General features: G+C 51.7%; 14 protein-coding genes and 1 rRNA gene. 12 read left to right on the top strand and 3 right to left on the bottom strand.

The features are described 5' to 3' along the window. Positions 1-86: 86 nt before the first annotated feature. The 5 genes from KK102_RS12195 to KK102_RS12175 all read left to right on the top strand — a co-directional run bounded on the left by KK102_RS12195 (position 87) and on the right by KK102_RS12175 (position 5,006). Entirely contained in the window at positions 87-827 is a 741-nt protein-coding gene (locus tag KK102_RS12195; RefSeq protein WP_216357696.1) for a carbonic anhydrase, read from the top strand. Between the two features lie 330 nt (positions 828-1,157). Continuing rightward, the gene (gene dusB, locus KK102_RS12190) at positions 1,158-2,123 is read left to right on the top strand and encodes a tRNA dihydrouridine synthase DusB (protein ID WP_010436190.1); all 966 of its coding nucleotides are present in this window, start codon (positions 1,158-1,160) and stop codon (positions 2,121-2,123) included. A 23-nt stretch (positions 2,124-2,146) separates the two neighbouring features. Continuing rightward, on the top strand, positions 2,147-2,443 hold the full coding sequence (fis, locus tag KK102_RS12185) for a DNA-binding transcriptional regulator Fis (RefSeq protein WP_000462905.1): 297 nt from the start codon (positions 2,147-2,149) through the stop codon (positions 2,441-2,443). Positions 2,444-2,621: 178 nt separating this feature from the next. Then, on the top strand, positions 2,622-2,786 hold the full coding sequence (locus KK102_RS12180; RefSeq protein WP_003860373.1) for a DUF2556 family protein: 165 nt from the start codon (positions 2,622-2,624) through the stop codon (positions 2,784-2,786). A gap of 138 nt (positions 2,787-2,924) precedes the next feature. Continuing rightward, positions 2,925-5,006: a putative bifunctional diguanylate cyclase/phosphodiesterase gene (locus KK102_RS12175; RefSeq protein ID WP_216357695.1), complete on the top strand. Its 2,082-nt coding sequence runs from the start codon at positions 2,925-2,927 to the stop codon at positions 5,004-5,006. Here KK102_RS12175 and envR read toward each other — a convergent pair. Further along, positions 4,949-5,641, bottom strand: a complete 693-nt coding sequence (gene envR, locus KK102_RS12170) for an acrEF/envCD operon transcriptional regulator (RefSeq protein ID WP_216357694.1) — start codon at positions 5,639-5,641, stop codon at positions 4,949-4,951. The two genes, KK102_RS12175 and envR, sit on opposite strands and share 58 nt — an antisense overlap. A 385-nt stretch (positions 5,642-6,026) precedes the next feature. Between envR and KK102_RS12165 the strand changes: the two genes are divergently transcribed. Then, the gene (locus tag KK102_RS12165; protein ID WP_216357693.1) at positions 6,027-7,166 is read left to right on the top strand and encodes an efflux RND transporter periplasmic adaptor subunit; all 1,140 of its coding nucleotides are present in this window, start codon (positions 6,027-6,029) and stop codon (positions 7,164-7,166) included. Between the two features lie 10 nt (positions 7,167-7,176). Then, positions 7,177-10,290: an efflux RND transporter permease subunit gene (locus tag KK102_RS12160; protein WP_216357692.1), complete on the top strand. Its 3,114-nt coding sequence runs from the start codon at positions 7,177-7,179 to the stop codon at positions 10,288-10,290. A 30-nt stretch (positions 10,291-10,320) separates the two neighbouring features. Here the strand turns inward: KK102_RS12160 and KK102_RS12155 are convergent, their stop codons facing one another. Beyond that, positions 10,321-10,524, bottom strand: a complete 204-nt coding sequence (locus KK102_RS12155) for a hypothetical protein (protein WP_216357691.1) — start codon at positions 10,522-10,524, stop codon at positions 10,321-10,323. Positions 10,525-10,536: 12 nt separating this feature from the next. Between KK102_RS12155 and KK102_RS12150 the strand changes: the two genes are divergently transcribed. From KK102_RS12150 to KK102_RS12130, 5 genes are all read left to right on the top strand, one after another. Beyond that, the gene (locus KK102_RS12150; RefSeq protein ID WP_006178893.1) at positions 10,537-10,758 is read left to right on the top strand and encodes a lipoprotein; all 222 of its coding nucleotides are present in this window, start codon (positions 10,537-10,539) and stop codon (positions 10,756-10,758) included. 488 nt (positions 10,759-11,246) lie between these two features. Beyond that, positions 11,247-12,272 carry an amino acid ABC transporter substrate-binding protein gene (locus KK102_RS12145; protein ID WP_126545368.1) on the top strand — a complete coding sequence of 342 codons (1,026 nt, stop codon included), beginning with the start codon at positions 11,247-11,249 and terminating at the stop codon, positions 12,270-12,272. Between the two features lie 65 nt (positions 12,273-12,337). After that, complete coding sequence (locus KK102_RS12140; RefSeq protein ID WP_216357690.1) at positions 12,338-13,519, top strand: amino acid ABC transporter permease; 1,182 nt, start codon at positions 12,338-12,340, stop codon at positions 13,517-13,519. Between the two features lie 9 nt (positions 13,520-13,528). After that, positions 13,529-14,632 carry an amino acid ABC transporter permease gene (locus KK102_RS12135; RefSeq protein ID WP_216357689.1) on the top strand — a complete coding sequence of 368 codons (1,104 nt, stop codon included), beginning with the start codon at positions 13,529-13,531 and terminating at the stop codon, positions 14,630-14,632. A gap of 7 nt (positions 14,633-14,639) precedes the next feature. After that, positions 14,640-15,398 carry an amino acid ABC transporter ATP-binding protein gene (locus KK102_RS12130; RefSeq protein ID WP_010436211.1) on the top strand — a complete coding sequence of 253 codons (759 nt, stop codon included), beginning with the start codon at positions 14,640-14,642 and terminating at the stop codon, positions 15,396-15,398. A 106-nt stretch (positions 15,399-15,504) separates the two neighbouring features. On the opposite strand, the gene rrf is transcribed toward KK102_RS12130, so the two are convergent. Then, a 5S ribosomal RNA gene (rrf, locus tag KK102_RS12125) occupies positions 15,505-15,601 on the bottom strand; the annotation flags it as partial.

Here is a 15,601-nt window from a genome sequence, read left to right as displayed (position 1 = left end):
GCCTTTTACCTGTCTCCGCTAAAATAACCCTACAAATCATGTGTTTTAATTTTGATTTGAATAATAAAATTCACAGGAAGAATATAATGAAACACGTTTATGGCAAGGCAGCGCTGCTGGCGCTGAGCATGGTCTCGGCTTCCGCTATTGCATCACACTGGAGTTATCAAGGAGAAGGCGCACCGGAGCACTGGGGCGAGCTGGACGAGGCGTACAAGACCTGTAAAAGCGGGATGAACCAGTCTCCCATTAACATCGATTCCACCGCGAAAGCACACCTCTCCCCGCTGGAAACGCACTATATTGACGGTCCCGTTACGCTGACAAACAACGGACATACTATTCAGGCCGTTGAAAAGGCGGACACCCGCGACAGCATCACCCTCGATAATCAAACCTGGACCTTACAGCAGTTCCACTTCCATGCCCCGAGCGAAAACACGGTGCACGGTAAGTCGTACGCAATGGAAATGCATCTGGTGCATAAGAACGAAAAGGGGGAGCTGGTGGTGGTTGCCGTGATGTTTGATAAAGGTGCCGCTAACGCTGAACTGGATAAACTCTGGGGCGTGATGCCGGGCCAGGTTGACCAGAACGTCAGCATCAAGCCAAACCTCGACATGAACCAGCTGCTGCCAAAAGATAAGACGTACTGGCGCTTTAGCGGGTCACTCACCACCCCACCGTGCTCCGAGGGTGTCACCTGGATTGTGCTCAAACATCCGCTGACCGTCTCAGCAGAACAGTTGGGTAAATTCACTCACACCATGCACCATGATAATAACCGTCCGGTACAACCGCTTCATGGCCGCGTCATCGTTGAATAATGTGCATTTTTCGCGCTGAGATGATGTTCTAAAATGCGACGTAGATCGCAAAGATGCGGGATAATCTGCTGTTAAAAACAGCAGATTATCCCGCTGAAGTGATTCATTTATTCAGAAATGATGAGAAGTTACGGGAAATTGTAAGCGCCGATAAAATAACCATTAATGTATAACACAATGATTTAAATAGTGAATAATTTTCCCCGAATAGTCTTAGCGGCGATTCCTTGATCTACAGCAGTGGATTGTTCAAAGTTTGGCCTTTCATCTCGTGCAAAAAATGCGTAATATACGCCGCCTTGCAGTCACAGTATGGTCATTTCTTAACTCATGCGCATCGGACACCACCAGCTCAGAAATCGCCTGATCGCAGCGCCAATGGCAGGTATTACCGACCGGCCGTTCAGGACGTTGTGCTACGAGATGGGAGCAGGTTTAACCGTTTCCGAGATGATGTCGTCTAACCCACAAGTGTGGGAAAGCGATAAGTCCCGTTTGCGGATGGTACATGTGGATGAGCCAGGTATTCGCACCGTGCAAATTGCCGGAAGCGTGCCTGAAGAGATGGCAGACGCCGCGCGTATCAACGTGGAAAGTGGTGCCCAAATTATTGATATCAATATGGGTTGCCCGGCCAAGAAAGTGAATCGCAAGCTTGCAGGTTCAGCCCTTCTGCAATACCCCGACCAGGTGAAGTCAATCCTGACGGCGGTTGTCAGCGCAGTGGACGTTCCTGTTACGTTAAAGATTCGCACGGGTTGGTCGCCGGAACACCGTAACTGTGTAGAGATTGCCCAACTGGCCGAAGACTGTGGCATTCAGGCCCTGACCATTCATGGACGCACTCGCGCCTGTTTGTTCAACGGAGAAGCTGAATACGACAGCATTCGGGCAGTTAAGCAGAAAGTTTCCATTCCGATTATCGCGAATGGTGACATTACTGACCCGCTTAAAGCCAGAGCTGTGCTCGACTATACGGGAGCTGATGCTCTGATGATAGGACGTGCCGCTCAGGGAAGACCCTGGATCTTTCGGGAAATCCAGCATTATCTGGACACTGGGGAGCTGCTTGCTCCGCTGCCACTGGCAGAGGTCAAGCGCTTGCTTTGTTCGCATGTTCGGGAATTGCATGACCATTACGGTCAGGCAAAAGGGTACCGAATTGCGCGTAAACACGTCTCCTGGTATCTCCAGGAGCACGCTCCAAATGACCAGTTTCGGCGCACATTCAACGCCATAGAGGATGCCAGCGTACAGCTGGAGGCGTTGGAGGCATACTTCGAAAATCTTGCGTAATGAAATAAAGAGCTGACAGAACTATGTTCGAACAACGCGTAAATTCTGACGTACTGACCGTATCTACCGTTAACTCCCAGGACCAGGTAACTCAAAAGCCCCTGCGTGACTCGGTTAAACAGGCACTGAAGAACTATTTTGCTCAACTGAACGGTCAGGATGTTAATGACCTGTATGAGCTGGTACTGGCTGAAGTTGAACAGCCACTGTTGGACATGGTGATGCAATACACCCGCGGTAACCAGACCCGCGCTGCGCTGATGATGGGTATCAACCGTGGTACTCTGCGTAAGAAATTGAAAAAATACGGCATGAACTGATACTAATCAGTTAAATGCTTGTTTAAAAAGGCGCTCTTCGGCATGGGGAAGCGCCTTTTTTATTGCCCATAATGGCAACCGTCAACGCTTTGTAAACCTTCACCTCTCCCGCTTTTAAAGCGCGACTTTTCGTGTATATTTCCAGCACCTTACTGGTTCTTTCCTGCGGAATGGCACAATGATTCGTAAATACTGGTGGCTGGTTGTTTTTGCTGTCTCTGTTTTCATTTTCGATGCGCTGCTGATGCAGTGGATTGAACTGATGAGTACCGAAACCGATAAGTGCCGCAATATGAACTCCGTGAATCCTCTAAAACTGGTCAATTGCTCTGAGCTCGACTAGCCTGCGAACGTCGCCAAAAAACGATATTCACACAGTAAAAACGAGGATTTAAATCCCTTTGAGTCATTACCTTACGGTGATAATGTCTCGCCCTTCCCAACCGCTCTTGCGTAACCTCACACTCGAGTAGAACCGTCCATGCTGGTCAGCCAATACAATCACATCCTGGTAGTCCTCTCCTTTGTTGTTGCCATCCTTGCTGCGTATACCGCACTGAACATGGCTGCACGCGTTGCCGGGAGCCAGGGCGTCGCTGCCCGCGTCTGGCTGGCTGGCGGCGGTATTGCAATGGGTATTGGCGTGTGGGCCATGCATTTTATCGGCATGCTGGCGATGGATCTCTCCATGAGCATGAGCTACAACGCCACCCTGACGGTGTTATCCATGCTTATCGCCGTGGGTTCGTCGCTTTTTGCGCTATGGCTCGTAAGCTGCGAGCAATTACGCTTGCGCCGACTGTTGCCCGGCGCGCTGGTGATGGGAAGCGGTATTGTTGCCATGCATTACACCGGCATGGCGGCGCTGGAAGTGATGCCCGGGATTATCTGGGACAAGGTCTGGGTGGCCATTTCGGTCGCCATTGCGCTTGCCGCCTCGCTCGCGGCATTATGGCTGACCTTCCGCCTGCGTCACGAAGCCGCGCAGGTCGTGCTGATGCGCATGGGTGCCGCCATCACAATGGGGATTGCGATTGCGGGAATGCACTATGCAGGCATGAAAGCGGCGCAGTTTCCAATGTCCACAATGGTTCACCATGAAGGTATCAACGGAAGCTGGCTGGCGGTGCTGGTCAGCGTCGTCGCGCTCTCTATTCTTGGGATCACCCTGCTGGTGTCAATGCTGGATGCCCGCCTTCAGGCACGTACTGCCCTTCTGGCCTCGTCGCTTGCAGAAGCGAACCGGGAACTCGCGCAGCTGGCGCTGCACGATACCCTGACGCGTCTGCCCAACCGTATCCTGCTGGAAGACAGACTCGATCAGGCTATCAGTAAAGCAGACCGCGAGGGTGCACACTTTGCGCTGATGTTCATGGATCTCGACGGGTTTAAAACCATCAATGACGCCTACGGGCATGATGTTGGCGATAAGCTCCTGGTCGCCGTGACGGAGCGTTTGTTGCTGCCACTGAAGGGCCAGTTCACTCTCGCCCGTATCGGTGGCGATGAATTTGTTCTGCTGGCGGAGAGTGAAGGCCCGGATGATGCGGCCTCGCTGGCGAATTCGCTGGTTCGCGCTATAGATAACCCGTTCAACCTGGAGCCTTATGAGCTGGTGGTGACCCTCAGCATTGGGATCGCGCTTTATCCGCATGACGGCAAAACCGATCGCGAACTGATGTTCAATGCCGATGCGGCGATGTACCACACAAAACATATGGGCCGGAACGGGTATCATTTTTTCCAGCCCTCCATGAATACGCTGGCGCAGACCCATCTGCAGCTGATGAACGATCTGTGGCTGGCCATCGATCGCAATGAACTTCGTTTGCTCTATCAGCCTAAATTCCATGCACCTGCGGGCCCCCTCCTCGGCTTTGAAGCACTGCTACGCTGGCAGCATCCGAAGCAGGGATTATTGACGCCCGAACTCTTCCTGCCGCTGGCAGAAAAAACAGGGCTGATTATTCCCATCGGTAACTGGGTTATCAACGAAGCCTGTCGCCAGCTGCGGGAGTGGCGCCTACAGGGGCACCGTAACTGGTCGATGGCGGTAAACCTGTCGACGCTGCAGTTTGAACAACCCTCACTGGTAAAAACGGTGCTCGACTGCCTGACCCGTCACGATGTCCCCCCGGAAATGCTGATCCTTGAAGTGACCGAAACCACCGCGATGAGCAACCCTGATGAAAGCGTACGGGTACTGACAGAACTGACCAATGCCGGAGTGAAAGCCTCCATTGATGACTTCGGAACCGGGTATTCAAGCCTGCTATACCTTAAGCGCCTACCCGCCAGTGAACTGAAAATTGATCGTGCTTTTGTGCAGGAATTGAGTGGGGAAAGCGAAGATGCCACCATTGTCTCAGCCATCGTCGCGCTGGCCAAAACGCTAAATCTAAAAGTGGTGGCAGAGGGTGTGGAAACTGAAGCACAGCAAACGTTTTTAACCAGGCTGGGCTGTCACACGCTCCAGGGTTATCTGTTAGGTAAGCCGGTCAGTGCTCAGACCATTGAGGCACTGTGTGAACGTGGGGAGATGTTGCCCGGCGCGGAAGTATAAACGTCATCCTGCGGCGACACGCGTATCACAGGGAGTGTCCCCAGGATGTTGTCGACCAGAGCGGGTGCCTGCTGATATAGATTAAAACTGTCGCTATTCATTAGCCAGTTTTTAATTATCCCGCTAAAAAAGCCATGGAGAACGATCAGCGTCAAATCAACATTGACCTGTGGTGAAATCACTTTCCGTGAAATACAATTCTCCAGCGTAGCGCGCAGAGAATCATTGTTGAAACCAATACGTTTACGAATTTCACATTCTGAAATCATATTATTGTTAAATTCACATTTATGATACAGAATTTGTAAAAGCGCACACTGCCGTGGTTCACGTGCGATATATTGCAATGCCGTGATAAATTGCTCACGAAGCATTAACAACGGGTCATCATTTTCGGTGAGCGATAGCCTGTCACGAATAATTTCACGCAGGGGGATCTGCTGCTCCCAAATGGCATTAAATATTTCGGCTTTACTGGAAAAATGCCAGTAGACTGCACCGCGCGTAACCTTTGCGGCATCAGCGATGTCCGTAAGCGTCGTGTTGGCTACGCCACGCGTAGCAAACTCACCGATTGCCGCCTCAATTAGCCGTTGCCGGGTTTTCTGGGCATCTTCTTTCTTTTTACGCGCCATAGACAGTTACTCGTTATTCACACGTTGAAGGCTTAATTTTGGAGTCAGGTAACAGAGTATTCCCTAAAATCGGTTTTAATTTTGCACAAAAAAAGTCAACCCTCTTAATTTATAATTAAGGCGAATGAATAAAAGCAATTAAATTCACACCACATATGAATGAGACGATTTAATTCCATTTACTTGATTAGTCATGAGTAAGTATATCGTGTCATGCATCCGGTCTGATTCTGATTTTTGTCTTTAGCCCTCTTCATTCGCACTTATAAATTAAAAAACATTAAATACCCTCATTATTATATGCAGCTACATTTTTGTATTTGTACCCTGCCCCTGTCACCGATTTACGGCAAATATCGGTTAATGGGTATTTAAAGGAACAGTAATGACGAATCATTTCAGACTCTTACCCTTAGCCGGTTTTATTGTCTGCGCCGCACTGCTCACCGGATGCGATGGGCAGGAGAACCAGCAACAACAACCACAAGCCCCTCAGGTGAGTGTACACGTTGTGAAAAGCGCGCCACTGGCAGTCACAACGGAACTTCCTGGCAGGACAGATGCGTATCGCGTTGCGGAGGTCCGTCCTCAGGTTAGCGGCATTATTCTTCGCCGTAACTTCACAGAAGGCAGTGATGTGAAGGCAGGCGACTCCCTTTATCAAATCGATCCTGCTACGTATCAGGCGGCCTATGACAGTGCGAAAGGCGAACTGGCGAAAGCGCAGGCGGCAGCGAATATTGCGCATCTGACGGTGAAGCGCTATGTCCCGCTGGTCGGCACCCAGTACGTCAGCAAGCAGGAATACGATCAGGCAGTGGCGACGGCGCAACAGGCCGATGCCAGCGTCGTTGCCGCACAAGCCGGCGTTGAAGGCGCGCGCATCAATCTTGCCTATACCAAAGTGACATCCCCCATCAACGGACGTATCGGCAAATCCAGCGTCACCGAAGGGGCTCTCGTCACGAGCGGGCAGGCAACCGCCCTGGCAACGGTACAGCAGCTTGATCCCATCTACGTCGATGTGACTCAGTCCAGCAATGATTTTATGCGCCTGAAACAGACCAGTCTGGAAAAAGGGGACGCCACCAGCACCGTTGAGCTGTTGATGGAAAACGGTCAGCCCTACCCGCAGAAGGGTACGCTGCAGTTCTCAGATGTGACGGTCGACGAAAGCACCGGCTCGATTACCCTGCGCGCGATTTTCCCAAATCCTCAGCATCAGCTCTTACCCGGTATGTTTGTCCGCGCGCGCATTGATGAAGGCACACAGCCGAATGCCATTCTGGTTCCGCAGCAGGGCGTGACCCGCACACCGCGCGGTGACGCAACGGTGATGGTGGTTAACGATAAAAACCAGGTTGAATCACGTACCGTCGTTGCTCCTCAGGCGATTGGCGACCGCTGGCTTGTGACGGAAGGGCTGAAAAATGGCGACCGCGTGATTGTCAGCGGCCTGCAAAAAGTTCGTCCTGGCGTCACCGTCGTAACGACACCTGACACCGCTGCAACGCCAGCCAGTTAAGGACAACGACATGGCTAATTTCTTTATTCAAAGGCCGGTTTTCGCCTGGGTACTCGCTATTATTTTGATGATTGCGGGCGGGCTGGCAATTCTCAAACTGCCCGTCGCGCAGTATCCGACCATCGCCCCTCCTGCCGTTGCCATCACAGCAACCTACCCGGGCGCTGACGCTCAGACGGTGCAGGATACCGTGACGCAGGTTATCGAGCAGAACATGAACGGCATCGATAATCTGATGTATATGTCGTCCACCAGCGATTCTGCGGGTAACGTCACCATCACTCTGACCTTTGAGTCGGGTACAGATCCGGACATCGCGCAGGTTCAGGTTCAAAACAAACTTCAGCTCGCCATGCCGCTGCTGCCACAAGAAGTACAGCAGCAAGGGATTGGCGTTAAAAAATCCAGCAGTAGCTTCCTGCTGGTTGCGGGCTTTGTGTCGGACAATAAAAACCTGACTCAGGATGATATCTCTGACTACGTCGCGTCGAATGTGAAAGATGCAATTAGTCGCACAACGGGTGTTGGCGATGTGCAGCTGTTCGGTGCGCAGTATGCAATGCGTATCTGGCTCGACAGCAATGCGATGAATAAATACCAGCTGACGCCTCTGGATATTATCAATCAACTGAAAACGCAGAATGACCAGATTGCGGCCGGACAGCTAGGTGGAACGCCATCGGTTCCCGGCCAGCAGTTGAACGCCTCTATCATCGCGCAGACTCGTCTAAAATCGCCGGAAGAGTTTGGTCGCGTGACGCTGAAGGTGAACCAGGACGGCTCCATGGTGCACCTGAAGGATGTGGCTCGCATTGAGCTGGGCGGCGAAAACTACAACATGGTCACCAAAATCAACGGCCAGGCGGCTACGGGTCTCGGGATCAAGCTGGCAACCGGGGCAAACGCGCTGGATACGGCGGCAGCGATTAAGAGCAAGCTGGCAGAGCTGCAGCAATTCTTCCCGCAGGGATTGAAGGTTGTCTATCCCTATGACACCACGCCGTTCGTGAAAATCTCCATTCACGAAGTGGTGAAAACCCTGTTTGAGGCGATTGTTCTCGTCTTCCTCGTTATGTATTTGTTCCTGCAAAACCTGCGGGCAACGCTCATTCCTACAATTGCGGTTCCGGTCGTTCTGTTGGGGACCTTCGCGGTTCTGGCGGCATTCGGTTTCTCCATCAATACCCTGACGATGTTCGGGATGGTGCTGGCGATAGGCCTGTTGGTCGATGATGCGATTGTGGTTGTTGAGAACGTCGAACGCGTCATGGTTGAGGACAAGCTGCCGCCAAAAGAGGCAACGCAGAAGTCGATGGAGCAGATCCAGGGCGCGCTGGTCGGTATCGCCATGGTGCTTTCGGCAGTATTCATCCCTATGGCCTTTTTTGGCGGCTCGACGGGGGCCATCTATCGCCAGTTCTCGCTCACCATTGTCTCCGCGATGGCGCTGTCCGTTCTGGTTGCACTGATCCTCACCCCTGCCCTTTGCGCCACACTGCTCAAGCCCGCGTCCAGTGAACATCACGAGACGAAAGGTGGCTTCTTTGGCTGGTTCAATACCCTCTTTGACAAGAGCGTGGAACACTACAGCAACAGCGTGAGCGGTATTCTTCGCAAGACCGGGCGCTACCTGGTGGTGTACGTGCTCATCGTCGGCGGCATGGCGGTACTGTTCCTGCGCTTGCCGACCTCCTTCCTGCCTGAAGAGGATCAGGGGGTGTTTATGACGATGGTTCAGCTTCCTGCCGGAGCAACCCAGACACGTACGCAGCAGGTTCTCGATCAGGTTCAGAACTACTACCTGACGAAAGAGAAAGCGAATGTTGAATCCGTCTTTACCGTTAATGGTTTTAGCTTTAGCGGCCAGGGGCAAAACTCCGGTATCGCCTTCGTCAGCCTGAAGCCCTGGGAAGAACGCCCGGGTGAGAAGAATAGCGTTGAAGCCATTGTGGGTCGCGCGACGAAAGCGTTCAGCCAGATCAAAGATGGCCTCGTATTTCCCTTTAACCTGCCCGCCATTATCGAGTTAGGGACTGCAACAGGATTCGATTTCGAACTGATCGATCAGGCCAACCTGGGACATACGCAATTAACGCAGGCGCGTAACAAACTGCTCGGTATGGTAAAGGAGCACCCCGACCTGTTGGTTCGAGTGCGTCCTAACGGTCTGGAAGATACCCCTCAGTTCAAACTGGATGTCGATCAGGAGAAAGCGCAGGCCCTGGGCATCAGCCTATCTGATGTCAACCAGACGATCTCGACGGCGCTAGGGGGAACTTACGTAAATGACTTTATTGATCACGGCCGCGTGAAAAAAGTGTACGTTCAGGCCGATGCCCGCTTCCGCATGCTGCCGGGAGACATCAGCAACCTTTACGTGCGCAGCGCAAATGGAGAAATGGTACCGTTCTCCGCCTTTAGCAACGCCCACTGGGTGTATGGTTCTCCTCGCCTTGAACGCTACAACGGCATGCCATCGATGGAGATCCTCGGTGAATCCGCACCGGGTAAGAGTACCGGTGAAGCGATGGTCATGATGGAAAGCCTCGCCTCAAAACTGCCTTCCGGCATCGGCTACGACTGGACGGGTATGTCATATCAGGAGCGACTTTCAGGCAACCAGGCACCAGCGTTGTATGCTATCTCGCTGATAGTGGTGTTCTTATGCCTGGCTGCGCTGTATGAGAGTTGGTCTATTCCATTCTCCGTCATGCTGGTTGTGCCATTGGGGGTGATTGGCGCCCTTCTCGCAGCTTCATTGCGAGGACTGAACAATGACGTCTATTTCCAGGTCGGCCTTCTGACAACAATTGGGTTATCGGCCAAAAACGCCATCCTGATTGTGGAGTTTGCCAAAGATCTGATGGAGAAGGAGGGCAAAGGGATAATTGAAGCGACGCTGGAAGCCTCCCGGATGCGCCTTCGTCCTATCCTGATGACTTCGCTGGCCTTTATTCTGGGCGTCATGCCGTTAGTAATGAGCAGCGGTGCCGGGAGCGGCGCGCAAAATGCTGTCGGGACGGGTGTAATGGGAGGAATGCTATCTGCAACACTTTTGGCTATCTTCTTCGTACCCGTATTCTTCGTGGTTGTCCGTCGACGATTCATAAACCATAAAGAATAACCCATCACTAAAAGGCACCTCTGGTGCCTTTTATTTAATATAAACAACAGCTTTAAATTTCTTTCTCTTCATATTTTCTCCATTAATTCTTTTTGCCGCTGAGTTTTCTCCATGATTTTTACAATTCACATAATTTGAGATTATTCCTCCTGCAACGCGAACTTCTGCTGGTGGTAAAATAGTCGCTAATTCGTTAATTGCCGTTTTGGCTTTATGGCGAATGTGAGAAAACACTGAGGTAACATCATGAAAAGATTCATTTCCGTTGCACTTCTCGCTGCGCTGCTTGCTGGTTGCGCGCACGATTCTCCATGTGTACCGGTATACGACGATCAAGGCCGACTGGTTCATACCAACACCTGCATGAAAGGCACCACCCAGGATAACTGGGAAACAGCCGGTGCTATCGCTGGCGGTGCTGCCGCAATAGCGGGTCTGACGCTGGGTATCGTGGCTCTGACAAAATAACCACTGGGGTATGACTCATTCCTGAAAGCGCGGCGCTGTCCGCGCTTTTGCTTTTAAATAGTGCACTAATTTAATATAAGTAAAAAAAGAGCCCTCTTTTATTCACGCCTGGTATTTTTTATAAGATTGACGTCACATCTTTATTGCCTATCCTGACGAGTTACCAATTCCATCGTGATGATATTCACATATTAAATCCATTTAATACCCTGCCAATATTCACGGCTGAAACTACCTCCGGTTTAAACCATACCCTTCTACCAACTTTTGCTCTAATTTGTGGCGCAGGTTGGAATTTCGCACCGTTTCGGGGCATTCGATTTATTTAAGCCTGTCTACACTCAGCATTATGCGTTCACTTGTCTTTATTTAATCGAGCGCAAAACCTGGCATTACGTTTGCTTTATAAACGTTGGCCAAAGCCACAGACAGGTAAAAGCGTTTTAAAACGCCTCTATAACGATAAATTTCGCCACACAGGATCCATTATGAAAAAGATGATGATAGCCAGCCTGGCCGCCGCGAGCGTGTTGTTTGCTGTAGCCGGTCAGGCGCATGCGGGCACGACGCTGGATGCCGTTAAAAAGAAAGGTTTTGTACAATGTGGTATCAGTGACGGTTTGCCAGGCTTTTCCTATGCCGACGCGAACGGCAAGTTTACCGGTATTGACGTTGATGTCTGCCGTGGCGTTGCCGCAGCGGTTTTCGGTGATGACAGCAAAGTAAAATATACCCCACTGACGGCGAAAGAACGTTTCACTGCGCTACAGTCTGGCGAAGTTGATATGCTCTCCCGCAATACGACCTGGACCTCCTCGCGCGACGCGGGAATGGGAATGTCATTTACCGGCGTCACCTATTACGACGGCATCGGCTTCCTTACTCATAATAAAGCCGGTCTGAAAAGCGCTAAAGAGCTGGATGGTGCGACCGTGTGCATCCAGGCTGGTACTGACACAGAGCTTAACGTCGCGGACTACTTCAAAGCCAATAATATGAAGTACACCCCTGTCACCTTTGATCGCTCTGATGAATCGGCTAAGGCGCTGGAGTCTGGCCGTTGCGATACCCTGGCATCTGACCAGTCACAGCTCTACGCTTTACGCATCAAATTGAGCAACCCTGCCGAGTGGATTGTCCTGCCGGAAGTGATCTCCAAAGAACCTCTTGGCCCTGTCGTTCGTCGTGGCGATGAAGACTGGTTCTCCATTGTTCGCTGGACGCTGTTTGCCATGCTGAACGCCGAAGAGATGGGCATCAGCTCGAAAAACGTCGATGAAAAAACCGCTAATCCGTCCACGCCAGATATGGCACATCTTCTGGGCAAAGAAGGTGATTTCGGCAAAGACCTGAAGCTGGATAACAAGTGGGCTTATAACATCATTAAACAGGTCGGTAACTATGGCGAGATCTTTGAGCGCAACGTGGGCTCGGAAAGCCCGCTGAAGATCAAACGCGGCCAGAACAATCTCTGGAATAACGGCGGTATTCAGTACGCACCGCCAGTACGTTAAGTCTTTGCTGTAACGGGCACTGCAAGCGCAGTGCCCAGTCCAGAGTCATGGTTACCGAGGTTTTTATGTCCCATCGCCGCTTAGCCGTAAAAGGAGCGCTGTCCTTTTCTCATCCCGCGGTCCGCGCCTGGCTGTTCCAGATTATTGCTGTTGTCGTGGTTGTGGCTATCGCCATTTATTTAATCCATAACACCGTTACCAACCTGAATAACCGAGGCATCACCTCTGGTTTTGCTTTTCTGGATCGCAGCGCGGGTTTTGGCATCGTTCAGCATCTTATTGATTATCAGGAAGGCGATACGTATGGACGCGTATTCATCGTGGGTCTGTTGAATACGCTGCTGGTGTCAGCGCTCTGTATTGTGTTCGCTTCCGTACTCGGCTTTTTCCTGGGTCTGGCCCGACTTTCTGAAAACTGGCTGCTGCGGAAACTGTCGACTATTTATATCGAAACCTTTCGTAATATCCCGCCACTGCTGCAGATTTTCTTCTGGTATTTCGCTGTCCTGCGTAACCTTCCCGGTCCTCGCCAGGCCGTGGATGCTTTCGACCTCCTTTTTCTGAGCAACCGCGGGTTATACATTCCCTCTCCGCAGGTCGCTGAAGGGTTCTATGCCTTCATCATCGCCATGATTATTGCACTTGCGATTACTGTCGGCTTGTTCCGCTATAACCGTAAGCATCAGATCAAAACCGGGCAGTTGCGTAAAACATGGCCGGTTGGCGCTGCACTGATTGTTGGTCTGCCGTTAGTCGCACACTGGCTATTTGGCGCAGCCTTGCACTGGGATATTCCGCATTTGCGTGGTTTTAACTTCCAGGGCGGGATGGTGTTAATTCCGGAACTGGCCGCACTGACGCTGGCGCTCTCGATTTATACCTCCGCATTTATTGCGGAGATCATCCGCTCAGGGATCCAGGCAGTCCCTTACGGGCAGCATGAGGCGGCGCGCTCGCTGGGCTTGCCAAATACCGTGACGCTTCGCCAGGTCATTATTCCGCAGGCTTTACGGGTCATCATCCCGCCACTGACCAGCCAGTACCTCAATATTGTCAAAAACTCATCGCTGGCCGCTGCCATCGGCTACCCCGATATGGTGTCACTGTTCGCTGGGACCGTGCTTAACCAGACCGGGCAAGCGATTGAAACTATTGCCATTACTATGTCTGTTTATCTGATCATCAGCCTGATGATTTCACTGTTGATGAACCTTTATAACCGCCGTATAGCACTGGTTGAGCGCTAAGGATCCATGATGACAAAAGCGATATTGTCGCACTCCTCGCGTCCTGCCAGCACAAACGGTGGGCGCTTCATTATTTGGGCACGTAAGAACCTGTTCTCCAGCTGGAGTAACAGCCTGCTGACGGTTGTTTGCCTGTGGTTAATCTGGGAACTGATCCCGCCTCTGCTTAATTGGGCTTTTCTGCAGGCGAACTGGGTGGGCTCCACGCGCGCGGATTGTACAAAAGCGGGCGCATGCTGGGTCTTTATCCACGAACGTTTTGGTCAGTTCATGTATGGATTGTACCCACACGAACAGCGCTGGCGTATTAATCTGGCGCTGGTTATCGGCTTGCTCTCCATCGCCGTAATGTTCTGGAAAAAGCTTCCTCACCGTGGCCGATACATTGCGAGCTGGGCTGCCGTTTATCCGATTATTGTTTGGGTGTTGTTGTATGGCGGTTTTCTGGGGCTCGAGCGCGTTGAAACCCGTCAGTGGGGCGGACTGACGCTGACGCTCATTATTGCCTCAGTGGGGATCGCTGGCGCTCTGCCGTGGGGGATTTTACTGGCTCTGGGGCGGCGATCAAAAATGCCGGTCGTACGTGTCCTCTCCGTTATTTTCATAGAGTTCTGGCGTGGCGTACCGCTTATCACCGTTCTGTTTATGTCGTCGGTCATGCTGCCGCTGTTTATGGCAGAAGGCACAACGATAGACAAACTGATCCGCGCCCTGGTCGGGGTGATTCTATTTCAGTCTGCCTACGTTGCTGAGGTTGTGCGTGGTGGTCTGCAGGCATTACCCAAAGGTCAGTACGAAGCCGCTGAATCTTTGGCTCTCGGTTACTGGAAAACGCAGGGTCTGGTCATTCTCCCGCAAGCACTCAAACTGGTCATTCCGGGTCTGGTCAACACGATCATTGCCCTCTTCAAAGATACCAGTCTGGTGATCATCATCGGATTGTTCGATCTCTTTAGCAGCGTGCAGCAGGCTACCGTTGACCCTGTCTGGCTGGGTATGTCCACCGAGGGATATGTCTTCGCTGCTCTGATCTACTGGATCTTCTGTTTTAGCATGTCGCGCTATAGCCAGCACCTGGAAAAGCGCTTTAACACCGGGCGTACACCGCACTGAGGAAATTATGAGCCAGATTACTATGACACCTGCCGACGCGATGATTACGCTGGAAAACGTCAATAAATGGTACGGACAGTTTCATGTCCTGAAGGATATCAATCTCAAGGTGAAGCAGGGCGAACGTATCGTACTTTGTGGTCCTTCCGGTTCAGGGAAATCCACAACTATTCGCTGTATTAACCATCTTGAAGAACATCAGCAGGGGCGTATTGTGGTTGATGGTATCGAGCTGAATGAAGATATTCGCAATATCGACCGTGTACGACAGGAAGTGGGGATGGTATTCCAGCACTTCAATCTGTTCCCGCATCTGACCGTTCTGCAAAACTGCACGCTGGCCCCCATTTGGGTTCAAAAGATGCCGAAAAAAGAGGCCGAAGCGTTGGCAATGCACTATCTCGAGCGTGTGCGCATTGCTGAACATGCCAATAAATTCCCTGGGCAGATATCCGGCGGTCAGCAGCAGCGTGTAGCGATCGCCCGCTCCCTGTGCATGAAACCTAAGATAATGTTGTTTGATGAGCCAACATCAGCGCTGGATCCAGAAATGGTGAAAGAGGTGCTGGATACCATGATTGGGCTGGCGCAATCCGGGATGACGATGCTGTGCGTGACGCATGAAATGGGGTTCGCCAGAACCGTCGCTGACAGGGTGATCTTTATGGATCGTGGAGAGATTGTCGAACAGGCACCACCGGATGAGTTCTTTGCGCATCCGAAGTCAGAACGCACACGGGCATTTTTATCGCAGGTGATTCATTAATCGTTTGTTATGCCGGGTGGCGGCTTCGCCTTACCCGGCCTACAGTTTGTGTAGCGTAGAAACGCAAAAAGGCCATCCTTTCGGATGGCCTTCTCACTTATTTGATGTCTGGCAGTTCCCTACTCTCACATGGGGAGACCCCACACTACCATCGGCGCTACGGCGTTTCACTTCTGAGTTCGGCATGGGGTCAGGTGGGACCA

The organism is Enterobacter quasimori, assembly GCF_018597345.1.
Classification (GTDB): domain Bacteria; phylum Pseudomonadota; class Gammaproteobacteria; order Enterobacterales; family Enterobacteriaceae; genus Enterobacter; species Enterobacter mori.
The sequence above is the reverse complement of the archived record's forward strand: the minus strand, read 5'-3'. Positions and strand labels throughout refer to the sequence as shown.